The sequence below is a fragment of the Pseudomonas sp. P1_F7 genome (assembly GCF_056405655.1).
Genome location: NZ_JBFUBR010000014.1, coordinates 313,795 through 333,686 on the forward strand (window position 1 = coordinate 313,795; position 19,892 = coordinate 333,686).

Here is a 19,892-nt window from a genome sequence, read left to right on the forward strand (position 1 = left end):
TGATCCGTGTTTGGTTCAGCTTGAAAAATAACCCGGCTCACCCCGACGTATATCCCTATTACTAATGGGTGGTTCTCCGAAGAAGTTCAGCTCTCTGATTGTTGTTTCACTGTCTATGGTTTTTAAAATGTTGTTCCTTTCGGTGCCGACATTTTGCCATGCACTTACAGTATTCCTAAATTGAGCAAGCTCTTGTGTTGACATGTGTTCAACAGAATCTGAAACAGCAGTATGACTTGAAGTGAGGGTGCCGATGTTCGGCGCCCTGTTAGGTGAGGTTGCTGAATTACCGCTTGTACTGTTTGCATTATTCAAACGAAGCTTCTGATCCATGCTCTTACCGTCGACAAATGCTTGGTCGAGCTCTTTTCGGAACTGTTTCTCCTCCTTTTTTGTCAGTTTTGCCTGCTTTTGTTTTGAGGGGATTTTGGAGGGGATCTGTACGCGCCCTGGATTGCCACGAACTTGTTGCCATGCACCAATTTGTACAACGGTTTCGGGTTTGGCTGCTTTTTTCATCACGCCGATTCTTCTTAGAAAAATTTTAAGCGGACGCCAGGTGTGGCCCGTTGGATCTGTGCGATTTACCGGTTCTCCCCCACAGTACGCATAAGCATTAACCCCACCCTCCCCAAACGGACTCCAACTATCCGGACTGTTAAACCGCATCAACACCGGATTGAACTGTCGATATCCATTCCCCAAATGATAATGCCCGGTCACCGGGTCCGGCCGTTCGCCGTTGAACCCGAGCAGGCTGAGCAAACTGTTCTCCGCCGGGCGATGGCCGTAGGGCGTGTAGGCGAGGGGATTAGGTTGAGTCGCGTCTAGTGCGTTGAGCACGGATCGTTGTTGGTCAGTTGCCAGCAGCGTGGCGGTCACCTTGGCGTCGAGGTGATTGTGTTGTGCCAGCAGTTGGTCATCTTGCTGAAAGATGCTCCACCGAGCGGAGCCCTGAATTTCAGTGGCCAGTCGACTTTTGCAATGAAAACGCTGGATAGCGGACTGCTGCAGCACCGTGCGGCCATTCTGGCGATCCAGCGGATCGTAATGGTAGCGGCACAGTACGGTTTCACGAATTGAATTGGGCATCGACTGAACTCCGTTCAAGGTCCGGATGGCAGGACCTTGAGCATCGGAGTTTTTTCAAAAACTGCCTACTAGCAGAACTGATAGTGGCCGCTTCAAACCTTCGGCATCGTCGCAATCATCGAAGGCCGCTGACTCACCTCGAAATACCACGCCGCGAGTTGCGGATTGGCTTCGCGCCAGTCCAGATCCGGATGGCGCAGGTCCAGGTAACCCAGTGCGCAGGCCACGCTGATTGCGGCCACGTCGAAGTGGCAGGTCAACTCGGCAATCGCGTCCTTTTCCAGCAATGCCAGGGCACGGCGGATTTTGTCGCGCTGGCCGTCGAGCCATTCGTCCCAGTGTTTCTCCGGGGCACGCAGGGCGACTTCATAGCGCACCAGCACGGCTGCGTCCATGATCCCATCGGCCAGCGAAGCGAGGGTCAGGCGCCGCCAGCGGGCCGAGCCTTCGCGGGGGATCAGCGGGTTGCCGACGTGCTGCTGATCGAGGTAATCGAGGATGACCCGGCTGTCATGGATGACATTGCCATCGGCCAGGCGCAGCGCCGGGATTTTGCTCAAAGGGTTGTCGTCGATCAGGGTCAGGTCCGGGTTGACCGGGGTGAGCACGCTGGTCTGCAACGCCACGCGGTTCTGCTGGCCGGTTTCGTGCAGCAGCACCATGACTTTACGGACGAAGGGGGAGAGCGGGTTGTGGTACAGGGTCATGCTCGGGGCGGACATGGCAGCGTCTCGGTCGGTGGCAGTGTCGGGCAGCATAGCGCGTTGAACCGAGACCTCAAGATCACACTTTCCTGTGGGAGCGAGCTTGCTCGCGATGACGGTATGCCAGTCGCTATCAATGTTGACTGATCTATCGCCATCGAGAGCAAGCTCGCTCCCACAGGGATCAGCGGCGTTGCAGGAGGCCGCGTAGAGCTAGCACAGCTGGGATGCCTAGCCCCAACCAGCTCAACGAATCCCAAACACCATCCCCGAGCAAAGCAGCAAACAACCCTGTCGCGCTGAGCACTGCGATGACGGTCGGAATGGCAAACACTTTCCAGAAGTTTGATTGCCGGGGCTTCATGCCAAATTCTCCGCTTTTTCCAGCACAGGCCTGGCCGCCTTGCGCCTTACCACCCACAGGTAGACCCCGCTGCCGAGCACGATGATGGTCAGCACATCCAGGGTTGCCCAGAGGATCTTCATCGGCATGCCGCCGTAGTCACCGAAGTGCAATGGCTGCGACATGCCCATGGCGTCCATGTACCACGGTCGTTCGGCCACGGCGGTGACTTGCAGGGTGCTGGCATCGATCAACACAGGTGTCAGCAGGTGCGAGGTCAGGTGCGTGCTGCCTTTCATGAACACCGCGTAATGGTATTCGCTGGAAAACCGCGTGCCGGGGAAGGCGATGAAGTCCGGCTGCATGCCCGGCGCGACGTCCCTGGCGATGTCGAGCAGACGGGTAGCCGGTGCCAGTTGCGTGAGCGGCGGCGCATCGCGGTACGGCGCGACCATCGCGTTCAGGCTGTCGTTACGCCAGGCGGCAATGATCAGGTCGGCACAAGCACTGATCACGCCGGTCACGCCGACTACCAGGGCCCAGGTCAACGTCACCACACCGATCAGGTTATGCAGGTCGAGCCAGCGCAGGCGCGTGGATTTGTTCTGGCGCACGGTGGCGAATTTCAAGCGGCGCATGAACGGCAGGTACAGCACCGTGCCGGAAACGATCGCCACCACGAACATAATCCCCATGAACGCCAGCAGCAATTTGCCCGGCAAGCCGGCGAACATGTCCACATGCAGGCGCAGCATGGTCAGCATGAAACCGCCGTTAGCCGATGGCGTCTCCAGCGCTTCGCCGGTACGGGCGTCGAGCATGAAGGTGTGGGACGAGTTCGGCTCGGTGCCGGCGGTCGCCGCCATGATGGTCAGCACCGCGTTGGGCTCATCGTCCTCGAAGCCGAAATACTGCATGACTTCGCCGGGGCGATGTTGCTCGGCGGCCTGCACCAACTGCTGCAAATTCAGGTGCGGGGTGTCCGCCGGCATTTCCTTCACGTCAGGCACATTGCCCAGCAAGTGGTCGATCTCGTGGTGAAAGATCAATGGCAGGCCGGTCAGTGCCAGCAGCAACAGGAACACCGTACATATCAGGCTGGTCCAGGTGTGAATCGCGGACCAGTGGCGAATTGTTTTACTTTTCATTTCATAGCCTTCAGAAAAACCAAAGCCGTCCACGAAGGACGGCCTGGTCATTGGGCGTGTCAGCTCAAAGCGTTACCACTTGTACGTTGCACTCGCGACGACACTGCGCTGGTCGCCGTAGTAGCAGTAGAAGCTGTCGCAAGTCGAGATGTAGTCCTTGTCGAACAGGTTGGTCGCGTTAACGGCCAGCGAAGCGCCTTTGAGGCTGTTGTCCAGGCGACCGAGGTCGTAGTGAACCACCGCGTCGAACACCGTGTAGGCGCCGGCCTTGCCCAGCCAAGTGTTGGCCTGGTCGCCATAGGTATTGCCGGTATAGCGCGCGCCAGCGCCGATGCCGAAGCCATCCAGCACGCCGTTGTGCCAGGTGTAGTCGCCCCACACCGACGCTTGCTGGTTTGGCATCAGTTGCAGGCGATTGCCCTTGTAAATGCCATCTTGCACTTCGGATTTGGCCAGAGTGTAGGCAGCGGTAACCTTGAGGTTTTCGGTCACGTCGGAAACAGCTTCCAGCTCCAGGCCTTTGACTTTCACTTCGCCGGTCTGGCTGGTGACCGTCACGTTGCCCACGTTGTTGGTGACGGAAACGTTTTTCTGGGTCAGGTCATACACAGCCGCCGTCAGCAGCGTGTTGCTGCCCGGTGGCTGGTACTTGATCCCCAGTTCCCATTGCTTGCCTTCGGTCGGCTTGAACGACTCGGCGTAGGACAGGTAGGGCACGAAGCCCGAGTCGAACACGTAGCTGATCGCCGCGTTGCCGCTGAAGTTCTTGTCGCGCTCGGTGTTGGTGGCATTGCCCTTGTTGAAGAACGTGGTACCGGTGTGGACCCAGTCTTCACGACCACCGAGGGTCAGGCGCCATTGGTCGAGGGCCATCTGGTCCTGGAGGTACAGGCCGGTCTGCTGGGTCTTCTGTTCATAGTCATAGAAGGCAGTGGAGCGTGCCGGACGGGTGATCGGCAAACCATAGATCGGGTCGTTGACGTTGATGCCCGGCGCGCTACCGAAGATCGACAGGTAGTTGGTGGTGTTGCGCTGGTGGTCCAGGCCGATCAGCAAGGTGTGGCTGACGTCGCCGGTGACGAAGTCGCCCTGGAAGTTGTTGTCCACGGCGAATTGGGCGATGTCTTCGTCGACATTGGTGGTGCCTCGGCCGGTGTTGCCTTGATCGTCGACGACAAACCCGAACTCGGCAAAATCAGGGTTGTAGCTGTTGACGGTCACGGCCTGGAACGACAGCTCCGACTTGGTGTAGCGCAGGTTCTGCCGGAACTGCCAGACATCGTTCAGGCGGTGTTCGAAGGCATAACCCAGTGCGTAGTAGGTGCGGTCGTAAAAGTCGTAGTTCGGGTCACCCAGGTTCTTGTGGTGGGAGATCTCGCCGAATGGCATGTCGATCTTGGTGCCCTGGATCGGATAGAACTGACTGGTGATACCGGTATCGTCACGGGTGAACTGCGTGAGCAGGGTGAACCTGGTGTCTTCGTCTATGTTCCAGGTCAGGCTTGGCGCAATGTTGTAGCGCTTGTCATCGATGTGGTCGATGGGCGTGCCGCCGTCGCGCAGCACGCCGCTGAGGCTGTACAGGAACTGGCCTTCGTCGTCGATCTTGCCGGTGCTGGCGAAGTTGATCTGGCGATGGTTGTCGCTGCCGTACTGCAGTTGGACTTCGCTGCTGGCTTCGGCGCTTGGGCGACGGCTGACCATGTCCAGCAGGCCGCCTGGCGGGGTCTGGCCATACACGGACGAGGCCGGGCCGCGCAGCAGCGCCAGGCGGTCGAGGTTCCAGGTTTCCTGTTTCGGGTTGGCGTACACACCTTTTGGCAGCGGCAGGCCGTCGAGGAATTGAGTCGGTTCGAACCCCCGCACGCGCAACCAGTCGGAGCGGGTGTCGCTGCCGAAGCTGCCGGCGGTGATGCCCGGCAAGTAGCGCACGGCATCATCGAGGGTGTGCGCGTTGCGGTCGTCCATCTGCTCACGAGTGACGACCGAAATCGAACGCGGCGCCTCGACCAGCGCGGTGTCGGTCTTGGTGCCGGCGGCGGTGCGTTTGGCCAGGTAGCCCTGTACCGGGCCCCAGGCGCTTTCAGTGTCTTGCACGCCGATCACGCTGGTGGCCGGCAGATCCATCACACCCTCGGGCACGGCCATCAGGGTGTAGGTGCCCGCACTACTCTGCTCCAATTGCAGGCCGGTGCCACGCAAGGCTTCGCGCAGGGCGCCGGTTGCATCGAACTGGCCTTTGACCGGCGCCGAGGTCTTGCCCGCCGCCAGGGACGGATTCAACGACAGGGCCAAACCGGCCTGGCTGGCAATCTGGTTCAGGGTGTTGGCCAATGGTGCGGCCGGCAGGTTGTAGGCGTGGACGCTGGACACCTGTTCAGCGGCGAACAGTTGGCTGCTGGCCAAAGGGGTGCAAAAGGTAATGGCGACCGCCAGCAAACTGCGGCGCAACAGGGAGTCTAGCGAACGAGGCATACAGCGGTTCCTGAATGGAAATATTTCTCAATTGCCTGTGTGCCGAACGAAAATCAAAAAGTGATAGGGTTGGATGAAAATAATTTCGATTCAGAAGTCGGTTGCGGCTGGTACTGGGTCAAAACGGTTTTTGCAAGGAGTCGAACGCCGCCATCGCGAGCAGACACAAAGTTTTTCAGGGCTTGGTATCAGCCTTGGCCACGACCTTCACCCACCACTGTGTGTGCTGTTCGATCTGCACCGGCAGGGTCGGCAGTAGGGCATTGAGCGCCAGGTCGGTGTCGCGCAGCGGGAAGCTGCCAGTGATGCGCAGGTCGGCCACTTCCGGCGCGACGCCGACGTAACCGGGTCGATAGCGGCCGATTTCATGCACCAGGTCTTCCAGCCGCGTGTTGTCCACCACCAGCATGCCGCGGGTCCAGGCATCCGCGCCGAGGTTGACGGCCAGAACCGGACCCAGGCCGTTGTTGCGGATCAACACCTGCTGGCCTTCACGCAGAATCTGTTCGTCAGGGTTGGACTCGGGGTGAACCGCCACTGCCGACTGCAACACGCTCAGGCGTGTGCCTTGTTCCTCGCGCTTGACCAGAAACCGCGTACCCAGCGCGCGCATGCTGCCTTCACGGGTTTCGACGATGAACGGCCGGGGATCGCCATGGCCGGTTTCAACCAGGATTTCGCCTTCCTGAAGCACGATGCGCCGCTGCTTTTCATCAAAGCGCACATCCAGGGCGCTGTGGGTGTTGAGATTGATCAGCGTGCCATCGGCCAGGCGCAGGGTGCGCTGCTCGCCAACGGCGGTGCGCTGGTCTGCCAGCCAATAGTCGATCGGCAGGTAACGTTCCCCGGCGAACAGCGCCAGGCCGATCACGGCAACGACACTGGCTACACCGTTGCCGAGCTTGCGCACCCGCCGGCGGATGCCTTCGCGCGAATGCAGCAGGGCGGTGCGGGCCGGGCCGCTGGCCACGCTGAAACGCTGGTCGAGCATGCCCAACTGGCGCCACGCGCGGGCGTGCTCTTCGTGGGCCGCGTGCCACTTGGCGAACTCTTCGCGCTCTATCGGGTTGGCGGAGTCCATGGACAACTGCCAGGCAATCGCCGCATCCAGTATGTCGGCCGATACCGGTTTGGAACTGAGCGGGTTCACGTCGGCTCCCCATAGAGTGCGATGTAGCACTGACGAATGCCTTGGGCCAGGTACTGGCGCACCCGCGGCACCGACACCCCCAGGCGCTCGGCGATTTCTGCGTGGCCGAGGCCGTCGAGACGGTTGTAGAGGAACGCCGCCCGGGCCTTGCTGGAAAGCTTGCCGAGCAAGCGGTCGATGTTTTTCAGGTCTTCGAGGATTATTTGCTGCTCTTGCGCCGATGGTTGTTCGGCTTCGGGAACCAGCATCAACTCGGTGAGGTAAGCCTGCTCCAGCGCGGCGCGCCGGAAATAATCGAACAGCAGGCCCTTGGCGATCGCCACCAGGAACGCCCGGGGCTCGCGCGGGACCTTCAGTTCCTCACGGCCCAGCAAGCGTACGAAAGTGTCCTGGCTCAAGTCTTCGGCCCGCTGCGGGCAGGCGACATTGCGTCGAAGCCAGGCCAATAGCCAACCGCGATGGTCGCGATATAACGCACCGACGAACTCACTTTGAGGGCTTGGGACTGACGACACTCCGCATCACCGATTGGGAAATATTAACTAACGAGAATTGTTCGCGATTGTGTCAGAGGCGAGGGAGGTAAGCAATTGGCGTTGGTCGGGTGGGAATTAGGCGACGGCCCCTGTAGGAGCGAGCCTGCTCGCGAAAAATTATCTGGCACCTCGGTCTTGCCAGAAAAACGTGTCACCGTTGACGATTTTCGCGAGCAGGCTCGCTCCTACAGGGATTGCGTATAGGTCAGAACGACGGCGCCTGCTGTCGGCGCTTCCACTGATTCAAGCGCTGTTGCAAATTCAACGGGCTATGTATCTGGTGCTGCCGCGCACGGCTGAACAGGATCAGCATCAGTTCGGCGGTGGCCAGGGCGTCGGCGCTGGCGTGGTGGCGCTCGAAGACTTCGAGCTTGAACCAGTCGATCCAGTCGTCCAGCCCTGCCTCGCGAATGTGCGCTTGCGGGCATAGCAGCGGCGCAATGTCCGCCACGTCCAGAAACGGGTGCTGCAATTTGAAACCCAGATGATCTTTCAGCGCACGGCCGAGCATGTGCTGGTCAAACGGCGCGTGGAAGGCCAGCACCGGACTGTCCCCGATGTACTCCATCAGGTCGAGCAGTGCTTCTGCCGGGTCGCTGCCCGCCGCAATGGCGCTGGGGCCAATGCCATGGATCAGCACGCTGGGACCGAGTTTCACTTGCGGATATTGCAGGGTGCGTTCGAACTGCTGGCGAAAGTCGATGGCCCCGTCCTCGATCACCACCGCGCCGATGGACAGCACGTGGTCCTTGTTCAGGTTCAACCCGGTGGTTTCCAGATCGAGCACCACCCAGCGTTGCTCGCGCAGGCTGCACTCCGCCAGGTCGGCAGCTGTCGGTAATTGCTCCAGCCGATGTTGCAGGTGGGCGGGCAGGGTGGGGCTCGGCGGACGCAGCCATGAAAACAGGCTCATAACTGATACCGCAAAGTCAGGCTGCTTTGCAGGCGTTGCGCCTGGCGCAGGGACTCACGCAGAATGCGTCGGTCCAGATGATTGAGGCTGTCGGGATCGACCCGGTTTGAGTAAGGAAAATTCTCCCGGGTCTGTAGTTGATGTTGCTGCATGCGGGTTTGCTGGATGAAGTGATAGGCCTCTTCGTACGCGGCGCCGTCCAGGGGGTCGATGACCTCCTTGGCGACCAACTGGCGAAAACGCTCCAGCGTGTTGTTCGCTTCGATACCGTGGACCAGGGCCAGCAACCGGGCGCCGTCAACAAACGGTGCCAGGCCCTGAATCTTCAGGTCCAGGGTGGCCTTCTCGCCATTTTTGCGCGCCAGCACGAATTCGCGGAAACGCCCTACGGGCGGGCGATTGCGCAGCGCATTCTCGGCCATCATGCGTTGGAACAAACGGTTGTCGCCGACCTGATCGAGAATGCCCCGACGCAACTGCTCACAGCCTTGCTCGCTGCCCCAGACCACGCGCAAATCGAAATAGATGCTCGAACCCAGCAGGTTCTCCGGGGTTGCCTCGCGGATAAACGCCGCAAAGCGCCGCGCCCATTCGGCCCGGGACAGGCACAGCTCGGGGTTGCCGGCCATGATATTGCCCTTGCACAAGGTGAAGCCGCACAGCGCCAGGCTCTGGTTGATCTGCTGGGCAATGGGCAGCAGCTTGCCGCGAATCTCGGCGGCATGGGCCGCATCCCTGGCTTCGAACAGAATGCCGTTGTCCTGATCGGTGTGCAGGGTCTGCTCGCGACGGCCTTCACTGCCGAAACACAGCCAGCTGAACGGCACGCCGGGGTCGCCTTTTTCGGCGAGGGTCAGTTCGATCACCCGGCACACGGTGTGGTCGTTGAGCAAGGTGATGATGTGGGTGATCTGCGTCGAGGACGCACCGTGGGCCAGCATGCGCTCGACCAGTTGACCGATTTCGCCCCGCAGCGCCACCAGGTTTTCCACCTTCTGGGCATTGCGGATAGTGCGGGCCAGGTGCACCAGGTCGACCCGTTGCAGGGAAAACAGATCGCGCTCGGAAACCACGCCGCACAAGCGTTGGTCCTTGACCAGGCAGACATGGGCGATGTGCCGCTCGGTCATGGCAATCGCCGCGTCGAAAGCACTGTGATCCGGCGACAGGAAGAACGGCGCCCGGGTCATGTGCCCCTCGATCGCTTCGTTGAAGTCACTGCTGCCGTTGGCCACGGTCTGGCGCAGGTCGCGCAGGGTGAAAATCCCCAGTGGCGCCTTGAGTTCATCGACCACCACGATGCTGCCGACCTGTTGTTCGTGCATCAACGTCACGGCTTCGCGCAATGGCGTCTGCGGGGCGCACGTTACGGGGTGACGCATGGCCAATTCGCCCAGTCGTGTATTGAGCGAATATTGGGTGCCGAGGGTTTCCACGGCTTTTTGCTGCACTTGCTGGTTGACCTGATCCAGCAGGCTGCTGACGCAGCGCAGGGCGAAGTTGCGGAAGGTGTCCGATAGCGAAAACAGACGGATGAACGCCGGCTTGTTCAGTTGCAGGCAGAAAGTGTCTTCGCCGGCCAGGTGCTCGGTGCGGGTCGCCCGTTCACCCAGCAACGCCGCGAGGGGGAAACACTCGCCAGTGGTGATTTCGAAGACCGTTTCGGTGCCACCTCTGGCCGTATGTGGGCGCTCGCCCACGACCCGGCCTTGCTTGACGATATAGAAGTGCTCAACCGGGCCGTCGGCGGGTTTGATGATGCTCTCGCCGGGGGCGTAAAAACGCAGCTGACATTGCTCGACCAGATACGCCAGGTGAGCGTGTTCCATCTGGTTGAAGGGCGGGAAGCGCTGAAGGAATTGCAACGTGCCCTGGATGTTCTGCAACACCGCGGTTTTCCCTGCCTGTGTGAAGGCGTCCGCTTTACTCATAACCATTACCGCAGTCTTTTTTTGAATTGTTGTAGTCGGATGACCCAGACATGGTCGACCCCTGTGGCCGGAGTGCCCATTGGACGTAAGTCTAGGTAGGCGGTTGGCGCGCTGAAATGTCGGAAGAGTCCTACGCAACTGTGCGAAAAACCTCTCTGCTGCCCTATTGGACTATTCTCCGACGAGGTGCACATTGATGGTCTGCTTAGCGATGTCTCACTGCTGTGCCAGGGAATTGTATTGAACATATAGGGAAAGCCATGCCCGACCACGATATTTTGAGTGACGCCGAGCGCGAAGCGCTGAGTGCCGTCATGCTGGAACCTGACCTGCCGCTGCAACGGGTGCTGATCGTCGACGACGATAAAGACGCCCGCGAGCTGTTGTCAGAGATCCTCGCGTTGGAGGGCATTTGCTGCATGACGGCAGCCAGTGGCGAAGCGGCACTCAAGATCCTGGCGACCGAGGCAGAAATCAAAAAGCCCTCGATCGGTTTACTGATCACCGACCTGCGGATGGGTCACGTTGATGGTTTGGACCTGATCCGTCAGGTACGCGAATCGGAAAGGGCGGCATTGCCAATCATCATTGTCTCGGGTGACGCCGACGTGAAGGACGCTATCGCCGCGATGCATTTGAGCGTGGTGGACTTTCTGCTCAAGCCGATCGACGCCAGTCATCTGCTGACAATGGTAAAACGCGAATTGGGCATTAAATAACTGATCTCCTGTAATTGTTAATTACAGGTTTTAGTTGTTTTTCTGAATTTAACTTGTAATCAAGTTTGTCCAATTTATCTGCGAAAAAACCACTCACAAATAGTTCGTTTTTTCTTTCGATGATTCAGTTATTGTTCAGCTCTTGAAACCGATGTCGGCGTTTGTTTGATGTCGTACTTGGTTTGATAAAATCTGTCGTAGCACTATCCGGGTTACCAGTTTGGCTCTCCGATTTTAGTTGCTTGAGCATGTTGATGGTTGTCGTGTGTTCAGTCTGCGGCTAGCTCCTGCGGGCGAAATACTGACAAGGGTCAGGTCATTACTCTTCCTGGATTGTGTGGATGTGTATCGCAATGAGGACGATATGATAAAGAGAATGGAATTTCGCGATCTTGTACTTATTGTCGGTGTGACAATCATGTGGGGCAGCAATTTTACGGTAATTGATATCAGTCTTGACGGTATCGATCCGTTCATATTGACAGCGTTGCGCTTTACTTTCTGCGCATTGCCACTGGTGTTCTTCATCCCGAAACCGAAGGGTGTCAGTACTTTTGTAACTATCGTCTACGGTCTGTTGTTTGGTATCGGAATGTGCTGGCTGATGAACTATGGCATGTTTCTTGGCGTCAGTGCCGGCGTGACATCTTTGCTCTTGCAATTCAGTGCTTTTTTCACGGTCATCTGGGGAGTACTGCTGTTTGGCGAGAAAATGACGGCAATACAAGTGGCCGGCATTCTCATGGCGTTGGTGGGGCTGATGTTTATTATTCATGTAACGCACGGTGATGCCGAAAGCTTTGGACTTTTTCTGGTACTGCTCGGCGCATTGTTCTGGAGTCTTTGCAATGTGCTGGTCAAGAGAAGCAAAGTGGTTGATATATTTTCCTTTGTCGTTTGGTCGAGTCTGTATGCAACACCTCCTCTATATCTGATGACTTATTGGGTCAAGGGAGCAGCCCCTTTCCAGACGTTGCTAACGGACATAACTGCTCCGGTGCTGGTATCTGTCCTGTTCCAGGCCTATGTGGCGACAGTGTTCGGGTATTGGGTGTGGAATCGAATGATTGAGAAGTATCCGGCGAGTCAGGTTGCACCGTTGTCAGTGATTGTTCCGATATCGGGGATCTTGACCTCCTGGTATGTACTCGACGAACCCATTGGTGGCGAAAAACTGTTTGCTCTCATAATTACGGTCCTTGGAATCGCCTTGTTCATGAATGCATCGAGAATAGGCCGTCACATCGCTGAAAACGCGTTGCGTTACAGGAGATAGTCCTGCATTTGCAGGAAGCAGAAACAAAAATCCCCCGGTTTTTCAACCGGGGGATTGCTGTCCAGAGAGCAGGTTTAAAACGCGTTCTTCGCCTTGAACTCGCGACGACGACGGTGCAGGACCGGCTCGGTGTAGCCGTTCGGTTGCTTGGTGCCTTCGACCACCAACTCGACCGCCGCCTGGAAGGCGATGTTGCTGTCGAAGTTCGGGGCCAGCGGACGGTACAGCGCATCACCGGCGTTCTGGCGGTCAACCACCGGTGCCATGCGCTTGAGGCTTTCCATGACCTGCTCTTCGGTAACGATGCCGTGGCGCAGCCAGTTGGCGATGTGCTGGCTGGAAATACGCAGCGTTGCACGGTCTTCCATCAGGCCGACATCGTTGATATCAGGCACTTTCGAACAGCCGACGCCCTGGTCGATCCAACGGACCACGTAACCGAGAATGCCCTGGCTGTTGTTGTCCAGTTCGTTCTTGATCTGTTCGGCGGTCCACTGCGGGTTCACCGCCAGCGGAATGGTCAGGATGTCGTCGACAGAGGCATGGGCACGCTTGGCCAGTTCGGCCTGACGGGCGAACACATCAACCTTGTGGTAGTGCAGCGCGTGCAGGGCAGCAGCGGTCGGCGATGGTACCCAGGCGGTGTTGGCACCGGCCAGCGGGTGAGCGATTTTCTGTTCGAGCATCGCCGCCATCAGATCAGGCATGGCCCACATGCCTTTACCGATCTGCGCGCGACCTTGCAGGCCGGTGCTCAGACCGATATCGACGTTGGAGTTCTCGTAGGCGCCGATCCATTTTTCCGCCTTCATGTCCGCCTTGCGCACCATCGGGCCGGCTTCCATGGAGGTGTGGATTTCATCGCCGGTGCGGTCGAGGAAACCGGTGTTGATGAACACCACACGCTCGCTCGCTGCCTTGATGCAGGCCTTGAGGTTGATCGTGGTACGACGCTCCTCGTCCATGATCCCGACTTTGAGGGTGTTGCGCGGCAGGCCCAGCACGTCTTCGATGCGACCGAACAGCTCGTTGGTGAACGCCGCTTCTTCAGGGCCGTGCATCTTCGGCTTCACGATGTAGACCGAGCCGGTGCGGCTGTTCTTGCGCGAGCTGTTGCCGTTCAGGTTGTGGATCGCCGACAGGCAAGTCACCAGGCCATCGAGAATGCCTTCCGGCACTTCATTGCCATCTTTGTCGAGGATCGCGTCGATGGTCATCAGGTGACCGACGTTACGCACGAACAGCAACGAACGACCGTGCAGGCTCAGTTCACTGCCATCGACAGCGGTGTAGGTACGGTCGGCGTTCATGGTACGGGTAAAGGTCTGACCGCCCTTGGCGACGCTTTCCGACAGATCGCCCTTCATCAGGCCGAGCCAGTTGCGGTAGATCACCACTTTGTCATCGGCATCGACAGCAGCGACGGAGTCTTCGCAGTCCATGATGGTGGTCAACGCGGCTTCCATCAGGATGTCTTTGACGCCGGCCGCGTCGGTCTGGCCGACCGGGGTGTTGGCGTCGACCTGGATTTCGAAATGCAGGCCATTGTTTTTCAGCAGGATCGCGGTCGGTGCAGCGGCATCGCCCTGGAAGCCGATCAGTTGCGCGTCGTTGCGCAGGCCGGTGTTGCTGCCGCCTTTAAGGGCGACCACCAGTTTGCCATCGACGATCTTGTAGCCGGTGGAGTCAACGTGGGAGCCGGCTGCCAATGGCGCCGATTCGTCGAGGAAGGCACGAGCGAAGGCGATAACCTTGTCACCGCGCACCTTGTTGTAGCCTTTGCCTTTTTCCGCGCCGTCGGCTTCGCTGATGGCGTCGGTGCCGTAGAGCGCATCGTACAGCGAGCCCCAGCGGGCGTTCGAGGCATTGAGCGCGAAGCGGGCGTTCATCACCGGCACCACGAGCTGTGGGCCGGCCATGCGGGCGATTTCGTCATCGACGTTTTGCGTCGTTGCCTGGAAATCGGCTGCTTCTGGCAGCAGATAACCGATGTCTTGCAGAAAGGCTTTATAGGCCACGGCGTCGTGCGCCTGACCGGCACGCTGTTGGTGCCAGCCGTCGATACGAGCCTGGAAATCATCGCGTTTGGCGAGTAGGGCTTTGTTCTTCGGCGCCAGGTCATGGATGACCTTGTCGGCACCGGCCCAGAACTTATCGGCGGTGAGGCCGGTACCGGGAATGGCTTCGTTGTTCACGAAGTCGAACAGGACTTTGGCGACCTGCAGGCCACCGACTTGAACGTGTTCAGTCATTGCTTGCCTCACTCTGCTCAGCTATTTCGCTTTTCAGCTCTTCAATTTAACAATGAAGCCATTGGCCATTTAAACCACAAACCCCTCTACCAGTACATGCCCATGACAGGCGGCTGGGTTGGGACCGATCAACGGCTTGGGGCCTTGCTGACAGGGCTTTCAGGGTTGCGAACGTGCCTGCGGCAGACATCGATCCAACGTCATGTAGTGCACGCTGCGGCATACTACATGATGAATTGCGGTTGTGAAAATTAGACTAATTACGTCGTTCTGCGACCCCATGACGCATTGCGGTCACGGCGCGGAGCGTGATGTTCTCAAAAAACCAGTGGATTGTTCCAGCTAAATATCGAAAGTTGTACACATTATCTTTGGTGCTCTGCTATGGGGCGACGCTTTTCTATGGCGAGGGAGTAGTGCCACGCTGAATGGTTCCCCTTGCCTATACTTGGTTCTCTATAACAAAAGTCATGACTGGAGGGCTGCGCCATGGACCACCTCGTACTCACTGTTTTTGCTCCGGACAAGCCCGGGCAAGTCGAGCGCATTGCCCAATGCATTGCCGAGCACGGCGGCAATTGGCTGGAAAGCCGCATGTCGCGCATGGCGGGACAATTCGCCGGGATTCTTCGAGTGGGGGTGCCGGCCGAGGCCTACGACGAATTGGTCGATGCCCTGCAGGGCTTGTCCGTCCAGGGCATTCGCGTATTGATCGCTGAAAGCGGTATCGAACAATCCTGCACCTGGAAACCGATCGCCATGGAACTGGTGGGCAATGATCGCCCGGGGATCGTGCGTGACATCACGCGCTTGCTTAGCGAGCAGGGGGTGAATCTGGAGCGGCTGGTCACCGAAGTGCGCCCGGCACCGATGAGCAGCGAGCCGTTGTTCCATGCCGAGGCGATTCTTGCGGTCCCGCTGACCCTGTCGCTGGACGTATTGCAATCGCGCCTGGAAACCCTGGCTGACGATCTGATGGTCGAATTGGTGCTGCGCAGTGAACCCTGATCAGGTTATCCAAGTTAAACGTGCACCCGCCTGTGGATAACCTGTAGAGACACCCCGCCAGGCCACGCCGACCGGGGTTCTCCAGGATCTGATCAAAAAACCAGCAGTTTCAGCCACTTGCGCACAAACGGTGGGGATCACGCTGTGGATAACCTTGGGAAGGAATGATGCAGGCCACGGGAGACGTGGCCTGTAGGGTTCTGTGCGTTTTTTGATCAGCTGCGGCGGCGCAAACTTATCCACGCATCGACGCTGTAAACCGCCAGACCGGCCCAGATAAACATGAACGCTACCAGGGTGCTGGACGACAGGTGCTCGCCAAACAGCAGGACCGCTTGCAGCAGCACCAGTGTCGGTGCCAGATACTGGAGAAACCCCAATGTCGTGTAGGGCAAATGCCGTGCAGCCGCGTTGAAACAGACCAGCGGCACCAGCGTGATCGGGCCGGCGGCGACCAGCCACCAGGCCTGGGAGGTGGTCCAGAATTCCGCCTGGGCGCTGCTGGCCGTCGGATTGAGCAGCAACCAGCCGAGGGCAATCGGCACCAGCATCCAGGTTTCCACCACCAGCCCCGGCAGCGCCTTGACCGGCGCCTGCTTGCGAATCAGGCCATAGAAACCGAAGGTCAGTGCCAGCACCAGCGACACCCACGGCAGGCTGCCCACTTGCCAGACCTGCTGCGCCACCCCAACAGCCGCCAGACCGACGGCAATCCATTGCATGCGCCGCAGCCGTTCACCAAGAATCAGCATGCCCAGTAACACGTTCACCAACGGGTTGATGTAGTAACCGAGGCTGGCCTCCAGCATGCGGCCGTTGTTCACCGACCAGACGTAGGTCAGCCAGTTGGCCGCGATCAGCGCACCACTCAGGGCCAGGGTCGCCATCCTTCGCGGGTTTTCCCGCAGCTCGCGCCACCAGCCGGGATGCTTCCAGACCATCAGCAACAAGGCGCCGAACAGCGCCGACCACAGCACCCGGTGGATGATGATTTCCACGGCGGGCACGCTGGCGATGGCTTTGAAGTAGAGGGGGAAAAGTCCCCAGATGATGTAGGCACTCAGGCCTAGAATGTACCCGCGACGCGGGTTGGCGGCTTGCATGCAGAATCCTTGCTTAGGCAGCTAACAAAGAGGGGATTGTAAGGAGATTTGTCAGCGGATGTCCTGACTGAATAGGTAGGGTATTTGTGAACACGAACAACTGTGGGATTCAGGGTGGGTCAGAACAACTTCAGTGGCTCTTCATTGAGCGCCGCCAGTTGTTCACGCAACGCCAACACCTGATCCCCCCAATAACGCTCGGTACCGAACCACGGGAAACTACGGGGGAATGCAGGATCGTCCCAGCGGCGGGCGAGCCAGGCGCTGTAGTGCATCAGGCGCAAGGCGCGCAACGGTTCGATCAGCGCCAGTTCACGCGGGTCGAAGTCGTGGAACTCGTTGTAGCCGTCCATCAGTTCCGACAACTGGCTCAGGCAATCCTGACGATCACCGGCGAGCATCATCCAGATGTCCTGCACCGCCGGCCCCATGCGGCAGTCGTCGAGATCGACGATGTGGAACATCTCGTCGCGGCACATCATGTTGCCGGGGTGGCAGTCACCGTGCATGCGGATGTTTTGGTGCGGCGTGTTGCTGTAGGCATCTTCCACACGCTTGAGCAGATCGCGGGCCACCGATTCGTAGGCCGGCAGCAGGCTGCGGGGGATGAAGTTGCCGTCGAGCAAGGTGGCCAGCGAGTCATGGCCGAAGTTTTTCACCGCCAGTGCTTCACGGTGCTCGAACGGTCGGGTCGAGCCGACCGCATGCAGGCGCCCGAGCAACTGGCCCAGGCGATACAGCTGGTCGAGGTTGCCCGGCTCCGGTGCGCGGCCGCCACGGCGGGGGAACAGGGTGAAACGGAAACCGTTGTGTTCGTGCAGGGTTTCACCGTTGTGGATCAACGGCGCCACGACTGGCACCTCGCAGTCGGCGAGTTCGGCGGTGAACTGGTGCTCTTCCAGAATCGCTTCGTTGCTCCAGCGTTGCGGCCGGTAGAACTTGGCGATCAGCGGCTCGGCGTCTTCGATACCGACTTGATAGACGCGGTTCTCGTAGCTGTTGAGGGCCAGGATGCGCGCGTCGCTGAGAAAGCCGATGCTTTCGACGGCATCGAGCACGAGGTCTGGTGTGAGGGTTTCAAACGGGTGGGCCATGCTGACTCCTGCGCGCAGCAGGCTGCTGCGTCCGGCCAGGCATGGTAGCGCAGACGGCGCGGTTTTAGTGGTTGGACTGAGATGTGTGGTGTCTGGGCTGACGCCATCGCGAGCAAGCTCGCTCCCACAGGAGATCTCTGGTGTGCCGCCGATCGCATGCACACCGACAATCCAAAGTGGGAGCGAGCTTGCCCGCGAAGAGGCCCTGTCAGGCGCCGACGATCCCGCCATCTTCCCGCGAAATCGCCATCACCGATGACCGCGGCTTGCCATTGGGCAGATGCTCGGGAAAGGTCGAACCACCGTTTTCACCCGGATGCTGGATCCCGACAAACAGGGTCTTCTGGTCCGGCGAGAAGCTGATCCCCGTCACTTCACAACCTATCGGCCCAACCATGAAGCGGCGAATTTCGCCGGTTACCGGGTCGGCACAGAGCATCTGGTTGTTACCCATGCCGGCAAAGTCTCCAGCGTTGCTCGAATCGCCATCGGTGAGAATCCACAAGCGCCCGGTCTTGTCGAAGCCCAGACCGTCCGGACTGTTGAACATGTTCTGCGGCGTGATGTTCGACGATCCGCCTTTTGGTGTGCCAGCGTGAACACCCGGATTACCGGCGACGACGAACAGGTCCCAGGCAAAGGTTTTCGAGCCGTGATCGTCACGCTCGGTGCGCCAGCGCAGGATCTGCCCGTAGACGTTCTTCTCGCGTGGGTTCGGCCCGCCCACCGGTTGCCCGTCTTCGCCACGCTTGGCGTTGTTGGTCAGCGTGCAGTAGACCTGGCCATCCTTGGGGCTGACCACGATCCATTCCGGCCGGTCCATGCGCGTGGCTTTCACCACACTGGCGGCGAGACGGGCATGGATCAGCACTTCGGCCTGATCGGCAAAGCCGCTGCTGGCGTCGATGCCGTTTTTGCCGTGGGTCAGTTCGATCCATTCACCTTGGCCTTTCGGGTGATCGGCATTGCCGTCGCCCGCATCGAAACGCGCCACGTACAGGGTGCCGTGGTCGAGAATGTCGCGGTTGGCCTTGGGGTTCTTGTGGTCGATCTTGTCGCGGCTGACGAATTTGTAGATGAACTCACCGCGCTCATCGTCGCCCATGTACACCACGGCGTGACCGTCGGCGGTTTCGGCCAGGGCTGCGTTTTCGTGTTTGAAACGTCCCAGGGCCGTGCGTTTGACTGGCGTCGATTTCGGATCGAACGGATCGATCTCCACCACCCAGCCGTGACGGTTGAGTTCGTTGGGGTTCTTGGCCAGGTCGAAGCGCTCGTCGTGCTGATGCCAGTTGATTTCTTTGCTGGTCACCACTGCGCCGTAGCGTTTTTGTGCCGGGTCGAATTTCTGCTCGGCGTTGCTGCTGCCGAAGCAGTCAGTGAAGTTCTCTTCACAGGTCAGATAGGTGCCCCACGGCGTCTTGCCATTGGCGCAGTTCTGGAACGTACCGAGGACGTTCTTGCCGTGCGGATCGGCGCTGGTTTTCAGCAGGGCATGTCCGGCGGCCGGGCCGCTCAGGCTGATCGGTGCGTTGCCGTGAATCCGGCGGTTGTAGCGCGAGCCCTGGACGAATTGCCATTGGCCGTTCTTGCGCTGCACTTCAATCACCGACACACCTTCGCAGGCCAGCGCCTTGCGCACTTCTTCCGCCGATTGCGGCATGCCGCCGTGGGCGTAGAGGTAGCGGTAGTTGGTGTATTCGTTGTTGATCGCCATCAGCACCCGGTCTTTTTCGCCCGGAAATTCGAACAGGCTCATGCCGTCGTTGTTGTCGCCGAACTGGACTTCCTGATGTTCGGCGCTGCCGTTGCCGCTCGGGTCGAACGCCGGACCGTCCTTGTGCAGAGGCTGGCCCCAGCTGATCAGCACCGAGGACTTGTAGCCCGCTGGCAGGGTGATGGAGTCGCTGGTGGCGGCGGCAATGCTGTCGAAGCCCAACAACTGGCTGTTACCGGCGCTGACACTGGCGGCCATCACGCTGCGGCTCAGCAGGTTGCCGCCGAGGAACATCGCAGCGCCGCACAGGGCACCTGCGCTGATGAAGCCGCGACGGCTGAGGCCGACCATGTTTTCGAGGTCGGTGGACTGGTTTTCTTCTAATAGGCTCATTTCAGGCTCCCTGCGGATTTTGCAAACACCTTAATGGT

General features: G+C 59.2%; 16 protein-coding genes. 3 read left to right on the top strand and 13 right to left on the bottom strand.

Going from position 1 to position 19,892, the window contains the following annotated elements; genetic code table 11:
* Positions 1 to 15: 15 nt before the first annotated feature.
* The 9 genes from AC1D1M_RS22435 to AC1D1M_RS22475 form a co-directional block, all read right to left on the bottom strand.
* On the bottom strand, positions 16 to 1,092 hold the full coding sequence (locus tag AC1D1M_RS22435) for an RHS repeat-associated core domain-containing protein (protein WP_477777295.1): 1,077 nt from the start codon (positions 1,090 to 1,092) through the stop codon (positions 16 to 18).
* Positions 1,093 to 1,184: 92 nt separating this feature from the next.
* The gene (locus tag AC1D1M_RS22440) at positions 1,185 to 1,814 is read right to left on the bottom strand and encodes a glutathione S-transferase family protein (RefSeq protein ID WP_477777296.1); all 630 of its coding nucleotides are present in this window, start codon (positions 1,812 to 1,814) and stop codon (positions 1,185 to 1,187) included.
* Between the two features lie 166 nt (positions 1,815 to 1,980).
* Positions 1,981 to 2,160, bottom strand: coding sequence for a hypothetical protein (locus tag AC1D1M_RS22445; protein WP_477777297.1), 180 nt, complete (start codon positions 2,158 to 2,160; stop codon positions 1,981 to 1,983).
* Complete coding sequence (locus tag AC1D1M_RS22450; RefSeq protein WP_477777298.1) at positions 2,157 to 3,287, bottom strand: PepSY-associated TM helix domain-containing protein; 1,131 nt, start codon at positions 3,285 to 3,287, stop codon at positions 2,157 to 2,159. The genes AC1D1M_RS22445 and AC1D1M_RS22450 overlap by 4 nt, the downstream gene beginning before the upstream one ends.
* Positions 3,288 to 3,359: 72 nt before the next feature.
* Positions 3,360 to 5,762: a TonB-dependent siderophore receptor gene (locus tag AC1D1M_RS22455; RefSeq protein WP_477777299.1), complete on the bottom strand. Its 2,403-nt coding sequence runs from the start codon at positions 5,760 to 5,762 to the stop codon at positions 3,360 to 3,362.
* A gap of 175 nt (positions 5,763 to 5,937) precedes the next feature.
* A complete protein-coding gene (locus AC1D1M_RS22460; RefSeq protein ID WP_477777300.1) occupies positions 5,938 to 6,912 on the bottom strand; it encodes a FecR domain-containing protein in 975 nt (324 codons plus the stop codon).
* Positions 6,909 to 7,427, bottom strand: a complete 519-nt coding sequence (locus AC1D1M_RS22465; RefSeq protein WP_477777301.1) for an RNA polymerase sigma factor — start codon at positions 7,425 to 7,427, stop codon at positions 6,909 to 6,911. The genes AC1D1M_RS22460 and AC1D1M_RS22465 overlap by 4 nt, the downstream gene beginning before the upstream one ends.
* A gap of 226 nt (positions 7,428 to 7,653) precedes the next feature.
* Entirely contained in the window at positions 7,654 to 8,361 is a 708-nt protein-coding gene (locus tag AC1D1M_RS22470) for a 3'-5' exonuclease (RefSeq protein WP_477777302.1), read from the bottom strand.
* A complete protein-coding gene (locus tag AC1D1M_RS22475) occupies positions 8,358 to 10,298 on the bottom strand; it encodes a putative nucleotidyltransferase substrate binding domain-containing protein (RefSeq protein WP_477777303.1) in 1,941 nt (646 codons plus the stop codon). Before AC1D1M_RS22475 ends, AC1D1M_RS22470 begins: the two co-directional genes overlap by 4 nt.
* Before the next feature lie 254 nt (positions 10,299 to 10,552).
* Here AC1D1M_RS22475 and AC1D1M_RS22480 point away from each other — a divergent pair, with 254 nt between their 5' ends.
* Together AC1D1M_RS22480 and AC1D1M_RS22485 are read left to right on the top strand one after the other, a co-directional pair.
* Positions 10,553 to 11,011: a response regulator gene (locus tag AC1D1M_RS22480; RefSeq protein WP_477777304.1), complete on the top strand. Its 459-nt coding sequence runs from the start codon at positions 10,553 to 10,555 to the stop codon at positions 11,009 to 11,011.
* 376 nt (positions 11,012 to 11,387) lie between these two features.
* Positions 11,388 to 12,287, top strand: coding sequence for an EamA family transporter (locus tag AC1D1M_RS22485; protein WP_477777305.1), 900 nt, complete (start codon positions 11,388 to 11,390; stop codon positions 12,285 to 12,287).
* 74 nt (positions 12,288 to 12,361) lie between these two features.
* Here AC1D1M_RS22485 and AC1D1M_RS22490 read toward each other — a convergent pair whose 3' ends face one another.
* Complete coding sequence (locus AC1D1M_RS22490) at positions 12,362 to 14,539, bottom strand: malate synthase G (protein ID WP_477777306.1); 2,178 nt, start codon at positions 14,537 to 14,539, stop codon at positions 12,362 to 12,364.
* A gap of 489 nt (positions 14,540 to 15,028) precedes the next feature.
* On the opposite strand from AC1D1M_RS22490, the gene AC1D1M_RS22495 reads away from it, so the two are divergent.
* The gene (locus tag AC1D1M_RS22495; RefSeq protein WP_150756155.1) at positions 15,029 to 15,547 is read left to right on the top strand and encodes a glycine cleavage system transcriptional repressor; all 519 of its coding nucleotides are present in this window, start codon (positions 15,029 to 15,031) and stop codon (positions 15,545 to 15,547) included.
* Between the two features lie 215 nt (positions 15,548 to 15,762).
* Here AC1D1M_RS22495 and rarD read toward each other — a convergent pair whose 3' ends face one another.
* The 3 genes from rarD to AC1D1M_RS22510 all read right to left on the bottom strand — a co-directional run bounded on the left by rarD (position 15,763) and on the right by AC1D1M_RS22510 (position 19,854).
* Complete coding sequence (rarD, locus tag AC1D1M_RS22500) at positions 15,763 to 16,650, bottom strand: EamA family transporter RarD (RefSeq protein WP_477753024.1); 888 nt, start codon at positions 16,648 to 16,650, stop codon at positions 15,763 to 15,765.
* A 119-nt stretch (positions 16,651 to 16,769) separates the two neighbouring features.
* The gene (locus AC1D1M_RS22505; protein WP_008048240.1) at positions 16,770 to 17,744 is read right to left on the bottom strand and encodes a serine/threonine protein kinase; all 975 of its coding nucleotides are present in this window, start codon (positions 17,742 to 17,744) and stop codon (positions 16,770 to 16,772) included.
* A gap of 208 nt (positions 17,745 to 17,952) precedes the next feature.
* Positions 17,953 to 19,854: a PhoX family protein gene (locus tag AC1D1M_RS22510; RefSeq protein WP_477777307.1), complete on the bottom strand. Its 1,902-nt coding sequence runs from the start codon at positions 19,852 to 19,854 to the stop codon at positions 17,953 to 17,955.
* Positions 19,855 to 19,892 lie beyond the last annotated feature (38 nt).

What these genes read in the sequence shown, in the direction of transcription:
- AC1D1M_RS22435 (WP_477777295.1), bottom strand. Translation starts at nt 1,092, where the DNA reads ATGCCCAATTCAATTCGTGAAACCGTACTGTGCCGCTACCATTACGAT.
- AC1D1M_RS22440 (WP_477777296.1), bottom strand. Translation starts at nt 1,814, where the DNA reads ATGTCCGCCCCGAGCATGACCCTGTACCACAACCCGCTCTCCCCCTTC.
- AC1D1M_RS22445 (WP_477777297.1), bottom strand. Translation starts at nt 2,160, where the DNA reads ATGAAGCCCCGGCAATCAAACTTCTGGAAAGTGTTTGCCATTCCGACC.
- AC1D1M_RS22450 (WP_477777298.1), bottom strand. Translation starts at nt 3,287, where the DNA reads ATGAAAAGTAAAACAATTCGCCACTGGTCCGCGATTCACACCTGGACC.
- AC1D1M_RS22455 (WP_477777299.1), bottom strand. Translation starts at nt 5,762, where the DNA reads ATGCCTCGTTCGCTAGACTCCCTGTTGCGCCGCAGTTTGCTGGCGGTC.
- AC1D1M_RS22470 (WP_477777302.1), bottom strand. Translation starts at nt 8,361, where the DNA reads ATGAGCCTGTTTTCATGGCTGCGTCCGCCGAGCCCCACCCTGCCCGCC.
- AC1D1M_RS22475 (WP_477777303.1), bottom strand. Translation starts at nt 10,298, where the DNA reads ATGGTTATGAGTAAAGCGGACGCCTTCACACAGGCAGGGAAAACCGCG.
- AC1D1M_RS22480 (WP_477777304.1), top strand. Translation starts at nt 10,553, where the DNA reads ATGCCCGACCACGATATTTTGAGTGACGCCGAGCGCGAAGCGCTGAGT.
- AC1D1M_RS22485 (WP_477777305.1), top strand. Translation starts at nt 11,388, where the DNA reads ATGGAATTTCGCGATCTTGTACTTATTGTCGGTGTGACAATCATGTGG.
- AC1D1M_RS22490 (WP_477777306.1), bottom strand. Translation starts at nt 14,539, where the DNA reads ATGACTGAACACGTTCAAGTCGGTGGCCTGCAGGTCGCCAAAGTCCTG.
- AC1D1M_RS22495 (WP_150756155.1), top strand. Translation starts at nt 15,029, where the DNA reads ATGGACCACCTCGTACTCACTGTTTTTGCTCCGGACAAGCCCGGGCAA.
- rarD (WP_477753024.1), bottom strand. Translation starts at nt 16,650, where the DNA reads ATGCAAGCCGCCAACCCGCGTCGCGGGTACATTCTAGGCCTGAGTGCC.
- AC1D1M_RS22505 (WP_008048240.1), bottom strand. Translation starts at nt 17,744, where the DNA reads ATGGCCCACCCGTTTGAAACCCTCACACCAGACCTCGTGCTCGATGCC.
- AC1D1M_RS22510 (WP_477777307.1), bottom strand. Translation starts at nt 19,854, where the DNA reads ATGAGCCTATTAGAAGAAAACCAGTCCACCGACCTCGAAAACATGGTC.